The organism is Asticcacaulis sp. (assembly GCF_051954415.1).
Lineage (GTDB): Bacteria > Pseudomonadota > Alphaproteobacteria > Caulobacterales > Caulobacteraceae > Asticcacaulis.
In genome coordinates this window covers 51443-66184 of sequence record NZ_JBQCHT010000020.1, presented here as the reverse complement: position 1 = coordinate 66184, position 14742 = coordinate 51443, and the positions used below count along the sequence as shown (strand labels likewise).

Sequence of the window (14742 nt, the reverse complement as noted above, 5' to 3'; positions counted from 1 at the left end):
TGATATGGTTACGGTATGCTGCAGTGCAAGGTCACAGGGCTCAAGAATGCGCGGCGCCCTGCGCCTAATCCGAGACCTTCTTTACGAATTCCGACTTCAATCCCATCGCGCCAATACCGGGCACCTTGCAATCAATATTATGGTCGCTGTCGACCAGACGGATATTCCTGACCTTGGTGCCGACCTTGACGACATCCGAGGAGCCTTTCAGTTTCAGATCCTTGATGAGGGTGACGGTATCGCCATCCTGCAGCACCGCACCATTCGCATCGCGCACGACAAAACCGGCATCGTCTCCAGCTTCTGCGGTACCGGCAGCCCCCTGCGGCCATTCATGGGCGCATTCGGGGCAGATCAGAAGCGCCCCATCTTCGTATACATAGGTGGACTGGCATTTGGGGCAGGGCGGTATTTCACTCATAAAAGCACTCGCTATCAAAGAAATTTAAGCAATTCAGGGATTATCCGGCGGCCGTTTCCGGTTCGCGCGCTCACGTCGCCAGCCGGGTCATAATCCGTTCGGCCATGACCTTGAAACGCGCCGCCATTTCCCCATCCGGCGCCAGCGCGGTGACCGGCCGGCCTTCATCGCACCCCTTGCGCATCGCCGAATCAAGAGGCACCTCGCCAAGAAACGGCACGTTCAGCGCCTCGGCCATCCGCACCGCGCCGCCGCGGCCGAAAATCTCCATCTCGCTGCCATCCGGCGCCATCATATAGGCCATGTTCTCGACCACGCCGAGCACCGGAATGGCCGTCTTGCCGAACAGGGTGACGGCGCGACGGGCATCGGCCAGGGCCATTTCCTGCGGTGTGGAGACCACCACCGCCCCATCGATCAGGGTCTTCTGGGTCAGGGTCAGTTGCACATCGCCCGTGCCCGGCGGCAGGTCGACCACCAGCACATCGAGCGGGTATTCCGCCGTGCCCCAGCGGCTCTGCGTCAGCAATTGCGTCAGGGCCTGCGAGGCCATCGGCCCGCGCCAGATCATCGCCTGATCAGGATCAACCAGGAAACCGACCGAATTGACCTTCAGGCCAAAGGCTTCCGGCGGCACCATCAGCTTGTCGGCCCCAAATTCTGGGGGTGTGCGCAGGCCCAGCATGACCGGCGCCGAAGGGCCATAGATATCGGCGTCGAGATAGCCGACGCGTAAGCCAAGCTGCGACAAGCCGATCGCCAAGCCGAGCGATACGGTCGACTTGCCAACCCCACCCTTTCCGGAACCGACCACGATCACCTTCTTCACATGATGCGGCCGCACACTGGCCACCGGCGCCTTGGGGCGGCTGTCTTCCACGGCGCGTTCGGAGAGCTTGGCGGAAGGCTGCTTTTGCGGCTGCGGATTGGGCGCCAGTTCGGCGGTCAGCACCACCTGCGCCTTGGTCACGCCCTCAAGGCCAGCCAGGCATTTTTCAGCCGCCAGCCGCACCGGCCCATATTGCGTCACCAGATCCTGCGGCACTTCCAGCATGAAACCGACGCGTTCCTTTGATACGATCAGGGCGCGTACCAGGCCGGCATCGCTTAAGCCCTGCCCGCTCACCGGATCGATGACGGTATTCAGCGCGGCCAGGACGGTTTCCTTATCAGTCATGGACTATCTTTCGGGAAGGCTTGGTTGTAGAAATCGCGTTCCACATAGGCTCTAAGCGCCGCCAGTTAAAGTCCAAAAGCCTGCATGATGCAAAATGACGCGCCTCTTTACCTGCTGGCCGGCCCGACCGCTTCGGGCAAGTCGGCAAGGGCGCTCGAATGGGCCGAAAAAACCGGCGGCGTGATCCTCAATGCCGACTCCATGCAGCTCTATGCCGATGTGCCGACACTCACCGCCCGGCCCGACGCGACCGAGACCGCCCGCGCGCCGCACCGGCTTTACGGACATCTTGATGGCCGGACACTGTGGTCGACCGGCGACTGGCTGCGCGCCGCCCGCCCCTTTATTGCCGAGGCGCTGCAAGGCGGGCCGCCCCTGTGCATCGTCGGCGGCACCGGTCTTTATTTCAATGCCCTTGTCCACGGCCTGGCGGAAATCCCCGATATCGAAGACACCGTACGAGCTCAGGCGCGGGCGGCCTATGACGAGATGGGCGAAGAGGCCCTGCGCGCGCAATTAAAGCAGCACGATCCGGAAGCCGAGGCGCGCATCATGCCCAATGACCAGCAGCGCCTCTCACGCGCTTACGAGGTCTGGCTGCAAACCGGCCGGGCCCTGACCTGGTGGCAAACCCATACCGTTCCGGAACTGGCGCCGGAAACCTACACACTCGACATCCTCCATCCCGATCGCGCCTGGCTTTACGAACGCTGCGACCGCCGCCTCCAGATCATGCTCGATCATGGCGCGCTCGATGAGGTCCGCGCCCTGATGAACAAGGGACTTGAGCCCGACTGGCCGATCATGCGCGTTCTGGGCCTTGGCGAATTCGTCGCTTATCTGAAAAGCGAAACCACGCTGGAGGACGCCCTGACCCTGGCCCGGCAAAAAACACGCAACTACGCCAAGCGACAATCGACCTGGTTCCGTAACCAGTTCAAACAACCGGGATAAGTCTTCAGCCCCGCTTGCGCCCCTGACGGGAAAGAGATACCTTTTCCCGGAGCAAACCTGTGGGGGGTTCCATGACATTGAAACTAGACCGCCGTTCCCTGTTACGGCTTTCCGGCGCCGTATCCGCGCTCGGCTTTCTGCCTCAGGCCGCGCGGGCGGACGACAAGACCGCGACGGCTTCCAGTGGTCCGCCGCCGATCGAAATCTATGCCGCCACGCCACAGGTCGATAACATCGCCCTGTCGCCCGATGGCAAGCGCGTCGCCGTCATCAGCCAGAAAGGCGATGACAAGATGCTGATCTATTTCGATGTCGCCGAACCCACCGCCAAAAGCATTCGCTTAGGCCCGGCGAAGATCCGCAACCTCTTCTGGGGCAGTAACGACCACGTCGTCATCGTCGATTCGCAGACCACCTCCCTGCCCCAGTTCACCGGCAGCAAACAGGAACTGAGCCTGGCGCGCGTGCTCGACCTGCGCACGGTCAAGCTGCGCACCCTGTTTGACAAGGAGGAGGATTTTTACGGCATCGTCATGGGGCCGGTCTATCGCGTCAGGATAGACGGCGCCTATCAACTGATGGCAGCGAACTACCGGATGCAGGGCGAGTATAATTACTGCCTCTATCAGTTCCCGCTGGATAGCGGGCGCGGCAAGCTGGCCTATGAATCGTCACGCGATACCGAGGGTTTCGTCGTGGCGCCCGATGGCTATCTGGTTGCCTATTCCGAATTCGACGAGATGCGCAAGGAATGGCGGCTCTATTACAATATGGCGCCGCGCGGTAAGATGGAGAACTTCAAGGTCATCCACCGGATGAAGGAGGCGCTCGACTATCCGTCGCTGGAGGGCCTCGGCCGCGATGGCGCCTCTGTGGTCGTCTATTTCAGCAAGGGCGAGGCCAAGGGCGAATATCACGAGATTTCCGCCGACGGGGTGCTGGGGCCTTCGCTCGATACCAGCGACTATATCAGCACCTCGCCCCTCTACCATCCGGTGACCCGCCGCCTGGCCGGCTTCTCCCATCATGACGACTGGGTAGGCTATGATTACACCGATCCGCTCCTGAAGAAGATAGCCGACGCCCTGCCGGAACTGATGGGCGCCGATTATCGCACGGCCATCATCGAATTTGCCGAAGACCCGCGCAAGATGATTCTCTACGGCGAAAACGCCGAGGATGCCGGCACCTATTATTTCGCCGATCTCTCTACCGGCGCGCTTCAGGTGCTGAGCCAGAACTACGAAGATCTGCCCGTCGAATGGATCACTGAAAAGACCGCCATCACCTACAAGGCGGCCGATGGGATGGAAATCCCCGGCTACCTGACCCTGCCGCATGGCAAGGCGGCGGAGAACCTGCCGCTGATTGTCCTGCCGCATGGCGGACCACAGGTGCGCGACACGATCAGCTTCGACTGGCAGACGGAGGCCCTGGCTTCGCGCGGCTATGCGGTGCTGCAGCCCAATTTCCGCGGCTCCGGCGGCTACAGCAGCGGCTTCGCCATCGCCGGCCATGGTGAATTCGGCCGCAAGATGCAGACCGATCTCAGCGATGGCGTGCGCTACCTGGTCAAGAAAGGCATGGTCGATCCGAAGCGTGTGGCGATCATGGGCGCCTCATATGGTGGCTATGCGGCCCTGGCCGGTGCCACGCTAGATCCCGGCATCTATAATTGTGCCGTATCGATCGCCGGCGTCAGCGACCCGAAAAGCTTTATCAGCTTTGTGGCCGAAAAGACCGACAGCCGCAGCAGTTCGAGCGTCCTCTACTGGAAGCAGTTCATGGGCGATCCGAATACTTACGATGACATCTCGCCGGTCAAGCAGGCCGCCCGGGCCGCCTGCCCGGTCCTGCTGATCCACGGCACGGACGACACCGTGGTGCCGATCGACCAGAGCCGGCGCATGGAAAGCGCTCTGAAACACGCCGGCAAGCCGGTTGAATTCGTCACCTACAAGGGCCAGGACCACTGGGAAACCGTCGGCTCGTCACGCATCGAAATGATGAAGGCCGCCCTGGCCTTTATCGAAAAATATAACCCGGCAACTTGACTGGAGGCAGCCATGACCATTTCATTCAACCGCCGGCATCTGATGACTGGCGCCGGTGCCGCAGCTCTTACGACGATTGTTGGAGCGAAAGCCCTTGCGCAGGCGCCCACTCTTCCGCCTGCCCCCAAACCGGAAGACTGGGCCAAGGCGGAAAGCATTCGCAATGTCTGCCTGTCTCCCAGCGGCCGCAAGATTGCCTATTTGCAGGAAAAGGAAGGCGTCAAATTTATCATCACGCATGATCTGGATACCAAGCAGGGACAAACCTTCAACATCGGCGTGGCCAAGGTCTCTTCACTTGCATGGGTGGACGACAGCCATTTAGCTGTATCAACCTTCGCTACTGGAAAGATCGAACGCTTCGCCGGCGGACGGCAGACCTTCACCATAGTCAGCGTTTATAATATCGCCTCCCCAGCGATTAACACCCTTTTCGCAGATTTGGCCGGATTCGAAAGTTTTGTAACCGGCAATGTTAACGTCATAAACTACAAGGGGAAGGCGCAAATTACGGCGTCGAGTTACAAAACAGGCTTTGAAGACGAGGCCCATTTTCTCTATCGTTTTAGTCTCGATGGCAGCGGCGCCTCTGTAATGGATAGGGCGCCTATTGGCACCCGAAGCTGGATTATGACACCGCAGGGCGATCTCGTCGCCCGCACGATTTATTCCGACAAGTCGAAAACCTACAGCATTGAATACAATTCTGGTGGCTGGAAAGAAATATACAGCCTAAAGTGCGACATCGACCGCCCCTATGTTGCTGGTCTGGGCCGGGACGGCAAGTCACTGGTCGTCTTTATGCCAACCGAGGACGGCGAAGGCATGTATTATGAAATGGCGCCCGATGGCAAACTTTCGGCGCCATTGGTGAAGAGTGCTATTAACGAAACCCCTACCTTTGACCCCATAACCTTCTGCCTGAACGGCATCCGGACATATGATGGCTGGTCTCATTATAGCTACTTCGCCGCCGTTGATCAGGATATTGTCAAAAAGACCGAAAAGGCCATGGAGGGCTATCGGTTCGCCATCATTGAACGGGGGATCAACCCCCTACAGGTGATTGTGTATAGTGAAGGATCAGACGACGCCGGCACCTACTATTACATTGATTTTCGCACCGGCGAAGTGGTGACGATCGGCTATGCCTATCCGGACATTCCAGTCGAGTGGATAACCAGCAAGTCGGTTATTACTTATAAAGCCGCTGATGGCACTCAGATAGAAGCCTATCTCACCCTGCCTCCTAATCGGGAGGCTAAAAATCTGCCTCTGGTCGTTCATCCGCATGGCGGCCCACAGGCACGGGATGGAGTAGGTTTCGACTCAGAAGTTCAGGCCTATGCCTCATGTGGCTATGCCGTTTTGCAGCCCAATTTCAGAGGATCGGAAGGCTACGGCGTCAAGTTTACCGAAGCGGGTTACGGCCAGTGGGGGCGCAAGATGCAGACTGATCTATCAGACGGCGTTCGTTATCTTGCCAGCCAGGGAATCGTTGATCCAAAACGTGTTTGTATCAGCGGTGCCTCTTATGGCGGCTATGCAGCCCTGGCAGGCGCCACGCTTGACACCGGCATCTATAATTGTGCCGTCGATGTCGCCGGCATCTCCGATATTCGCCAATTCCTCGACCGCGAGCGTCCTGCCGACGCCATGTATGTACCGGCCTCCTATCGTTACCTGCAACGTTTTCTCGGCGACGAAAAAACGCTCGATGACATTTCGCCGATCAAGCATGTCGATAAATGCAATATCCCGGTGCTGATCGTCCACGGCAAGGACGACACTGTGGTCGAGTTTTCACAAAGCGCCAATATGGCAAAAGCCCTGAAAGCCGCTGGCAAGGATGTAACCTTCCAGCCTTATGAGCATGAGGACCACTGGCAGACCAACGAAGCCGCGCGGACTGATATGTACAAGACGATTATTGCCTTCATCGAAAAATATAATCCACCCACATAACAAAAAAGCCGCCGGATCGTTCCGGCGGCTTTTTCATTGAGATGAAGCGCCTTTACAGCACGTTCACGGCGACCTTTTCTTCGGCGCGCGTGATCAGCGGATTGCGCAGGCCGTAGGCATAGGGCGCGGCGGTGATCTCGAATACGTCGCCGTCCTTGGTCTGGACGCCATCGGCGAAGGAGGCCGTGGCCGTGCCGAAGCAGTGGACATGGACATCGCCCGGCTGGCGGAACAGGTCATATTTGAAGTGGTGATGCTCCAGGTTGGCGAAGGTGTGGGACATATTATCCTCGCCCGAGATGAACGGCTTTTCCCAGATGACCTCCCAAGAACCTGAATGCTCGCGCCAGATGCGCGAGGTGCCGCGCACGTCCTTGGGCAGTTCCCCGGTCAGGATCTCGACGCCGAGCGAGGCCGGGCGCAGCTTGGAATGGGCCAGCCACAGATAGTTCTGCTTTTCGGTAACATGGTCGGAAAACTCGTTGGCCAGGGCATAGCCGATCCGGTACGGCGCGCCGTCATCGCCGATAACGTAAATGCCGGCCATTTCCGGCTCCTCGCCGCCGTCTTCGGCGAAGGAGGGCGACTGCAGTTCGGCACCGGGGCCGACCAGTTGCGTGCCGTTGCCCTTGTAGAACCATTCCGGTTGAGCGCCGACCTTGCCGGCTTCCGGCTTGCCGTCCTTCACACCCATCAGGAACATGCGCATGGAATCGGTCTGGGTTTCAGCCGCGGCCGCAGCCTTGTGCATCTTGTCGCGGCCTTCGGCGGAACCCAGGTGGGTCAGGCCGGTGCCGGTGACGTGCAGGTGGGCTGCGTCCGGATGATCGATCGGCGCCAGCACGCGGCCTTCGGAAAGCGCCAGGGCGACATCGACGTCCTCGCCAAGCCCCTGAACCGCGACCTGCGCGTCAAGAGACTTGCCGGCGGCGATGGCCTTGCGCGCCAGTTCATAGGTGGAACTGACGCCATTGATGGCGCGCGCGGAACCATCGTCCTGGCCCGCCAGAACGCGGCGTTCGCCTTCTTGGGTAACAATCTGTATAAGGCGCAAGGTCATGACGGTTTTCCTCTTTTTGCGGGCATGGCTTCTTTCGCCCACCATTAACTCAGACAAATGGCTATAACAGCCGCTCTTTAACTTGTAAATTCACTTTGTCAAACAGACAATTCAATGTCATGTGTGGACTATGAGGAAACCTATATCGAATATGCCCCAGGACGAGCGGTCTACAGGCAACCGGTTGAAGATCAGCAACCCCCGCCCCCTGCGCGGTGAACCCCATAACGCCGCCACTCACGGCCATACCATGTATCAGGGCCGTCTGCACGGCGCCCTGGCGCATCGGCTGGGCGTCGATATCCTGCGCGGCACGTTCAAGTCCGGCGAGATCCTGCCCAATGAAATCGAATCGAGTTCCAAGCTCGACATCTCGCGTTCGGCCTACCGCGAGGCGATTCGCATCCTGGCGGCCAAGGGCATGGTGGAAAGCCGTCCCAAGACCGGCACCCGCGTCACCGAACGCGAGCGCTGGAACCTGCTCGACCCTGAAGTGCTCGGCTGGATGTTCGAGACCGAACCCAGCCAGGACTTTATCAAATCCCTCTTCGAGTTGCGCCTGATCACCGAACCGGCCGCCGCCGAACTGGCCGCCATCCGCCGCACCGACGAACAGGTCGAGACCATGCGGTCGGCGCTGGAAATCATGAAGCGCGACACCCTGCAAACCGAAACCGGCCGCCGGGCCGATCTCGAATTCCACCACGCCCTGATCCAGGCCACCGGCAATGAGGCTCTGGCCTCGCTGTCCAGTTCCATTGAAGCCGCCGTTTCCTGGACCACGCGTTACAAGGCCCGCCACAACGCCCTGACCCGTGACCCCGTGCCCGATCACGAACGCGTTTTCGAGGCGATCGAGCGCCGTGATGCGGGCGGTGCGCGCTGGTGCATGGAATCACTGATCCGCATGGCACACGAAGACACACAAAAAACGTTTCACCCTTAAAAATAGAGTGATCGTGCGCCCAATCCATCCGTCTGCACAGTGGATTTGATGGTTTTTGCGCTTAATTTTGTACGATATATGCTTTTTTTATTGTCCGACTAATGCCCGCGCGGTATGACAGGTCACGACAATCATAAGCGCACGTCCGTAAAGGACGCCCGCCGTGCAGGAATGAACAACCGGCGCCCAAGGGCGTCACAAACGGTTTCAGAGAGGATGTCCCGAATGTCAGTTACGAAAAAAATGGTGCTGGTCGCCAGCCTGAGCGCCCTTAGCCTGGGCGCCATGCTCAGCCTGAACGCGTGCAGCAAGCCTGCCGATAAGGGCGGCGCCACCACGGCCACGACCGGCGTCACCGCGGTCCGCGGCGATTTTGGCAAGCTGTCTGACGGCACGGCCATCGAAAGCGTCACCCTGAAGAACACCAAGGGCATCACCCTCAAGCTGATCACCTACGGCGCCGCCATGCAAAGCCTGATGGTGCCTGACAAGGCCGGCACGCCTGCTGACATCATCATCGGCTATGATTCGATCGAAGGCTACGAAAAGACCCCGAACTACACCAATGTCACGGTCGGCCGTTACGCCAACCGCATCGCCGGCGGCAAGTTCACCCTCGACGGCAAGACCTACACCCTGCCGCTCAACGACAAGACCAACACCCTGCACGGCGGCCCCAAGGGCTGGGACAAGCACGTCTGGGCCATCAAGGACGTCCAGCAGGGCGCTGATTCCGCCTCGGTCACCTTCACCCTGACCTCGCCGGACGGCGACGAAGGCTTCCCCGGCAACGTGATCGCCGAAGTCACCTATACCCTGAATGAAAACAATGACGTCGCCATCTCCTACAAGGCCACGACCGACAAGCCGACCGTCATCAACCTGACCAACCACGGCCTCTATAATCTGGGCGGCATCCCCGCCACCCGCCTGGCCACTGATGCCGAACTGAAGATCGAATCCGACGCCATCCTGCCCGTTGACAAGGCGCTGATCCCGACGGGCAAGGAACTGCCGGTCAAGGGCACGCCGTTCGACTTCACCGCGCCGGCCCTGGTCACCGATCGCGTCAAGATGTCCAATCCGCAGATCACCCTGGCCAATGGCGGAATCGACCACAATTACATCATTCGTGGCGGCGTGACCCCGACCCCGAAACTGGCCGTCACCCTGGAAGACAAGACTTCCGGCCGTGGCATGACCATCTCAACCACCGAGCCAGGCATCCAGATGTATACGGGCAACTTCCTCGACGGCAAGATCGTCGGCAAGGGCGGCCAGTCGCTGGTGAAATATCAGGCCATCGCCTTTGAAGCCCAGCGCTACCCGGACAGCCCCAACCATCCGGCCTTCCCGACGACGCGTCTCGATCCGGGCCAGACCTATACCCAGACTACCGTTCAACACTTCTACACCCTGAAATAACCACAAAGTAAAATCCTGATGTCCGACTCCTCAAAACCCAAACTGCGTTCCCGTGCCTGGTTCGATAATCCGGAAAAGCCCGACATGACGGCGCTTTATGCCAGCTGGTATATGAATTACGGGCTGTCGCTCGATGAACTGCAGTCCGGCAAGCCGATCATCGGCATTGCCCAGACGGGGTCGGACCTCAGCCCCTGTAATCGCCAGCATATTCAGTTGGCCCAGCGCATCCGTGAAGGTATCCGGGAAGCCGGCGGTATCGCCATCGAGTTCCCGGTCCACCCGATCCAGGAAACCGGCAAGCGCCCGACGGCGGGCCTTGACCGCAACCTGGCCTATCTCAGCCTGGTCGAAACGCTGTACGGCTATCCGCTTGACGGCGTCGTCCTCACCATCGGCTGCGACAAGACCACCCCGGCCTGCCTGATGGCCGCCGCCACGGTCAACATTCCGGCCATCGCCCTCTCGGTCGGCCCCATGCTCAATGGCTGGTATAAGGGCGAGCGTACCGGTTCGGGCACGATCGTCTGGAAGGCCCGTGAAATGATGGCGGCCGGCGAGATCGACTACCAGGGCTTCATCAAGATGGTGGCCTCCTCGACCCCATCGCCCGGCTTCTGCAACACCATGGGTACGGCCACGACCATGAACTCCCTGGCCGAAGCCCTTGGTATGCAACTGCCCTACGCCGCTGCCATTCCCGCGCCGCACCGCGACCGTTCGGAATGTGCCTGGCGTACCGGCCTGCGTATCGTCGACATGGTCAAGGAAGATCTGAAGCCTTCGGACATCCTGACCAAGGAAGCCTTTATCAACGCCATCCGCGTCAACTCGGCCATCGGCGGCTCCACCAATGCGCCGATCCACCTCAATGCCCTGGCGCGCCATATCGGCGTCGATCTCAAGGTCGAGGAATGGCAGACCTATGGTGAAGAAGTGCCGCTGCTGGTCAATCTCCAGCCCGCCGGCGAGTATCTCGGCGAGGACTACCACCATGCCGGCGGCGTGCCGGCGGTCGTCAACCAGTTGATGAAGCACGGCCTCATCCATGAAAACGCCATGACCGCCAATGGCAAGACGATGGGCGAAAACTGCCGTAACGCAGTGATCGAAGATCCGAATGTCATCAAGACCTTCGAGCAGCCGCTGAAGGAACGCGCCGGCTTCCGCGTGCTGTCCGGCAACCTGTTCGATTCCGCCGTGATGAAGGTATCGGTCGTCAGCCAGGAATTCCGTGAACGTTACCTGTCGAACCCCGCCGATCCGGAAGCCTTTGTCGGCCGAGCCGTCGTCTTTGACGGTCCGGAAGACTATCACCACCGCATCGACGATGAATCGGAAAACATCGACGAACACTGCATCCTGTTCATGCGTGGCGCGGGCCCGATCGGTTTTCCGGGCGCGGCCGAGGTCGTCAATATGCGGGCGCCGGATTACCTGATCAAGCGCGGCATCCACTCGCTGGCCTGTATCGGCGATGGCCGCCAGTCGGGCACCTCCGGTTCGCCTTCGATCCTAAACGCCTCTCCGGAAGCGGCGGCGGGCGGCAATCTCGCCCTGCTGCGCAACGGCGACATGGTCCGTGTCGACCTGCTGAAAGGCACTGTCAACGTCCAGATCAGCGACGAGGAACTGGCCGAGCGCCGCTCCGCCCTCGAAGCCGCCGGCGGTTACAAATACCCCGCCAGCCAGACCCCGTGGCAGGCCATCCAGCGCTCGATCGTCGGCCAGATGGGCACCGGCGCCTGCCTGGAAGACGCTGTCCCCTTCCAGCGCATTGCCCAGACAAAGGGCCTGCCGCGCGACAACCACTAGCCTAACGCGCCCCGCTGGTCTGCAAAGTCTCATCCGGCTGCGATACGTTCCTCACGTACAAGAGTACGTCTGAGGCCCGCTTACGGCGGTACGTTTCTCACCGGCCAACACTTTTCGCCACAGCGGAACGCGTTATGCGCTGCGGCGCCCTGCAAGGAGAAACGCCGATGCCGCTTTTCAAAACCGCCTTGCTGACGGTCGCGCTTTTCATGAGCGCGGCCGTTTCCGCATCCGCCGGCAGTTTTCCGGTGAAGATCGAGGTGGATGCCGCGAAGACCACCGCCCCCGTCGAGCCGATCTGGCGCTTCTTTGGCGCCGACGAGCCCAACTACGCCACCATGAAAGACGGTCGCCAACTGATCGGCGAACTGGGCGCGCTCGCTCCCGGTCATGTCTATTTTCGCGCCCATAACCTGCTCAGTACCGGCGACGGCACCCCGGCCTTCAAGTGGGGCAGCACCAATGCCTATACGGAAGATGCGCAGGGCCATCCGGTCTATAACTGGACGATCATCGACCATATCTTCGACACCTATCTGGCGCGCGGCGTGAAGCCCTATGTCGAGGTCGGTTTCATGCCGGAGGCGCTCTCCACTAATCCCGAACCCTATCAGCATTCATGGCGCCCCGGCCTCGACTACCGCGACATCAAAACTGGCTGGGCCTATCCGCCGAAGGATTACGGCAAGTGGGAGCAACTGGTCTATCAGTGGGTGAAGCACTGCGTCGAACGCTATGGCCATGACGAGGTGGCAAGCTGGTACTGGGAAACATGGAACGAGGCCAATCTCGATTTCTACTGGGGCGGCACGCGCGAGGAATTCTTCAGGCTGCATGAAGTCACCGTCAAGGCCGTGCGCCGCGCCCTGCCCGACGCCCGCGTCGGCGGGCCAGACATGGCCGGCTCCGACAAGAGTTTCCTCACCGGCTTCATGGACCATATGGCGCAGACGCAGACACCGACCGACTTCCTGTCCTTCCATGCCAAGGGCGCGCCGGAGTTCGTCGACGGACCAAATGGCGGTCATGTCCGCATGGGCATCGCCCAGCAGCTAAAAGGGGCCGACAACGCCTTCGCCACCATCGCCGCGCGGCCGGACTTCAGGGACAAGCCGATCATCATCGGGGAGTTCGATCCGGAAGGCTGCGCCGCCTGCCAGGGCCCGGCCAATGCCTATCGCAATGGCACCATGTATTCGAGCTATACCGCGGCCACCTTCCCGCGCGTCGCTGAACTGGCGCAGCGGCGCGGCGTCAAGCTGAAAGGCGCGCTCAGTTGGGCCTTCGAATTCGAGGACCAGCGCTATTTCGCCGGTTTCCGCCAACTGGCCAGCAATGGCATCGACATGCCGGTGCTCAATGTTTTCCGCCTGTTTGCCCAGATGAAGGGCCAGCATCTGGCGGCCACATCAGATCACGAAACCCCACTCGACGCCGTTCTCTCCGGCGGTGTGCGCGGGGATGCCGATGTGGGGGTGACGGCAGCGCGTGATGGCGACACTATAACCGTGCTTGTCTGGCATTATCATGATGACGCCGTCGCCGGCCCTGACGCGGCGGTCTCACTGGCGCTCGATCATCTGCCGGCGGTCTTCCGCAACGGCGCGATCATGACCCGCTATCGCGTCGACAAGGATCACGCCAACAGCTTTGCTGCCTACCAGGCCATGGGCTCGCCGCTGGCGCCGGATAACGCGCAATATGCTGCTCTGAAAAGCGCCGCCGAACTCAAGCCAGACGCGCCTGTGGTCGTAAAGGACGGCCACCTGACCTTTGACCTGCCGCGCCAGGGGGTCACCCTGCTGGTGCTGAAACCGGCGTCTTAAAGCAAAAGCTCCTCCCCTCTTGGAGGGGAGGTGGCGAGCAAGCGAGGCCGTCAGGCGAAGCGCGTCGAGACGGAGGGGTAAGATCACCGCCGCCGGAAAGCAATGGCGTCTTAAGCCGTCTCATCCTGCCGCAGGGTCAGCACCTGCACACCTGTCGCGGTCACCGCCACTGTATGCTCCCACTGCGCCGACAGCTTGCCATCGCGCGTCACCACCGTCCATTCGTCGTCCAGCGTCATGGTTTTGGCGCTGCCCTGGTTGAGCATAGGCTCGATGGTGAAGGTCATCCCCTCTTTCAGGGTCTGGCCGGTGCCGGCGCGGCCGAAATGCAGGATGCTCGGTTCCTCGTGCATCTCCCGGCCGATGCCATGACCGCAGAAATCCCGCACCACGCTGTAGCCATGCGCCTTGGCGTGCTTTTCAATGGCATGGCCGATGTCGCCCAGGGTCGCCCCAGGGCGCACAGCGCGGATGCCCTTCCACATGGCTTCCTGCGTTACACGGACCAGCCGCTTCGCCGCCGCCGGGACATTGCCGATCAGATAAGTCTTGCTGGAATCGGCGATAAAGCCGTCCTTTTCCAGGGTGATATCGAGATTGACGATATCACCATCCTTCAGCACGTCCCTGGCCGACGGCACGCCATGGCAGATGACCTGATTGATCGAACTGTTGAGCACATAGGCAAAGCCGTACTGCCCCTTACTGGCCGGCCGCGCCTTCAGGTCCTCGACAATGAAGCGTTCGACCTGGTCGTTGATATCGAGCGTCGAACGGCCGATCAGGGTTTGCCGGTCAAGCATATGAAACACCTCGGCCAGCAGCTTCCCGCTTTGCGCCATCAGGCGCAGATCATCAGGCGTCTTGATCATGCGCCAATCCTGCGGCGTGAAGCCCATCTATGCGAACGCCGGCGCTGCGAAACTGCTGGCGGACAATCTCATTGAAGGTCAGGCCCGGATTGGCCTCGGCAATCATGCCGATACGCATCCAAAATTCCGCCTGCGCATTGATCGACCGGCACATGACGCTGCCGGCCTTGCGCACCTCCTCGTGGAGATCATCATCGATCTTCAGAATGCCCATCACACGATCCATA

12 protein-coding genes are annotated in these 14742 nt (G+C 60.4%); 7 read left to right on the top strand and 5 right to left on the bottom strand.

All coding sequences use genetic code 11. From position 1 onward, the window contains the following. Nucleotides 1-64: 64 nt before the first annotated feature. Nucleotides 65-421: a zinc ribbon domain-containing protein YjdM gene (locus tag ACTHND_RS06610; RefSeq protein ID WP_440176977.1), complete on the bottom strand. Its 357-nt coding sequence runs from the start codon at nt 419-421 to the stop codon at nt 65-67. A 70-nt stretch (nt 422-491) separates the two neighbouring features. Then, nucleotides 492-1598, bottom strand: a complete 1107-nt coding sequence (locus ACTHND_RS06605) for an Mrp/NBP35 family ATP-binding protein (RefSeq protein WP_440176975.1) — start codon at nt 1596-1598, stop codon at nt 492-494. 84 nt (nt 1599-1682) lie between these two features. Here ACTHND_RS06605 and miaA point away from each other — a divergent pair, with 84 nt between their 5' ends. The 3 genes from miaA to ACTHND_RS06590 all read left to right on the top strand — a co-directional run bounded on the left by miaA (nt 1683) and on the right by ACTHND_RS06590 (nt 6571). Continuing rightward, the gene (gene miaA / locus ACTHND_RS06600; RefSeq protein ID WP_440176973.1) at nt 1683-2552 is read left to right on the top strand and encodes a tRNA (adenosine(37)-N6)-dimethylallyltransferase MiaA; all 870 of its coding nucleotides are present in this window, start codon (nt 1683-1685) and stop codon (nt 2550-2552) included. Nucleotides 2553-2623: 71 nt separating this feature from the next. Beyond that, nucleotides 2624-4606 carry an alpha/beta fold hydrolase gene (locus ACTHND_RS06595; RefSeq protein WP_440176971.1) on the top strand — a complete coding sequence of 661 codons (1983 nt, stop codon included), beginning with the start codon at nt 2624-2626 and terminating at the stop codon, nt 4604-4606. Nucleotides 4607-4618: 12 nt separating this feature from the next. Continuing rightward, nucleotides 4619-6571: an alpha/beta hydrolase family protein gene (locus tag ACTHND_RS06590; RefSeq protein WP_440176969.1), complete on the top strand. Its 1953-nt coding sequence runs from the start codon at nt 4619-4621 to the stop codon at nt 6569-6571. 52 nt (nt 6572-6623) lie between these two features. Here the strand turns inward: ACTHND_RS06590 and araD1 are convergent, their stop codons facing one another. After that, nucleotides 6624-7631: an AraD1 family protein gene (gene araD1 / locus ACTHND_RS06585; RefSeq protein ID WP_440176967.1), complete on the bottom strand. Its 1008-nt coding sequence runs from the start codon at nt 7629-7631 to the stop codon at nt 6624-6626. 151 nt (nt 7632-7782) lie between these two features. Here araD1 and ACTHND_RS06580 point away from each other — a divergent pair, with 151 nt between their 5' ends. The 4 genes from ACTHND_RS06580 to ACTHND_RS06565 all read left to right on the top strand — a co-directional run bounded on the left by ACTHND_RS06580 (nt 7783) and on the right by ACTHND_RS06565 (nt 13643). Continuing rightward, complete coding sequence (locus ACTHND_RS06580) at nt 7783-8577, top strand: FadR/GntR family transcriptional regulator (protein ID WP_440176965.1); 795 nt, start codon at nt 7783-7785, stop codon at nt 8575-8577. A 225-nt stretch (nt 8578-8802) separates the two neighbouring features. Further along, nucleotides 8803-10002 (top strand): aldose epimerase family protein, encoded by a 1200-nt coding sequence (locus ACTHND_RS06575; RefSeq protein ID WP_440176963.1) that lies wholly within the window; start codon nt 8803-8805, stop codon nt 10000-10002. A gap of 18 nt (nt 10003-10020) precedes the next feature. After that, complete coding sequence (locus ACTHND_RS06570; protein WP_440176961.1) at nt 10021-11817, top strand: IlvD/Edd family dehydratase; 1797 nt, start codon at nt 10021-10023, stop codon at nt 11815-11817. 167 nt (nt 11818-11984) lie between these two features. Then, entirely contained in the window at nt 11985-13643 is a 1659-nt protein-coding gene (locus ACTHND_RS06565) for a GH39 family glycosyl hydrolase (protein ID WP_440176959.1), read from the top strand. A 110-nt stretch (nt 13644-13753) separates the two neighbouring features. On the opposite strand, the gene map is transcribed toward ACTHND_RS06565, so the two are convergent. Further along, complete coding sequence (map, locus tag ACTHND_RS06560) at nt 13754-14515, bottom strand: type I methionyl aminopeptidase (protein ID WP_440176957.1); 762 nt, start codon at nt 14513-14515, stop codon at nt 13754-13756. Next, on the bottom strand, nt 14499-14741 hold the full coding sequence (locus ACTHND_RS06555) for a ParD-like family protein (RefSeq protein ID WP_440176956.1): 243 nt from the start codon (nt 14739-14741) through the stop codon (nt 14499-14501). The genes map and ACTHND_RS06555 overlap by 17 nt, the downstream gene beginning before the upstream one ends. Nucleotide 14742 lies beyond the last annotated feature (1 nt).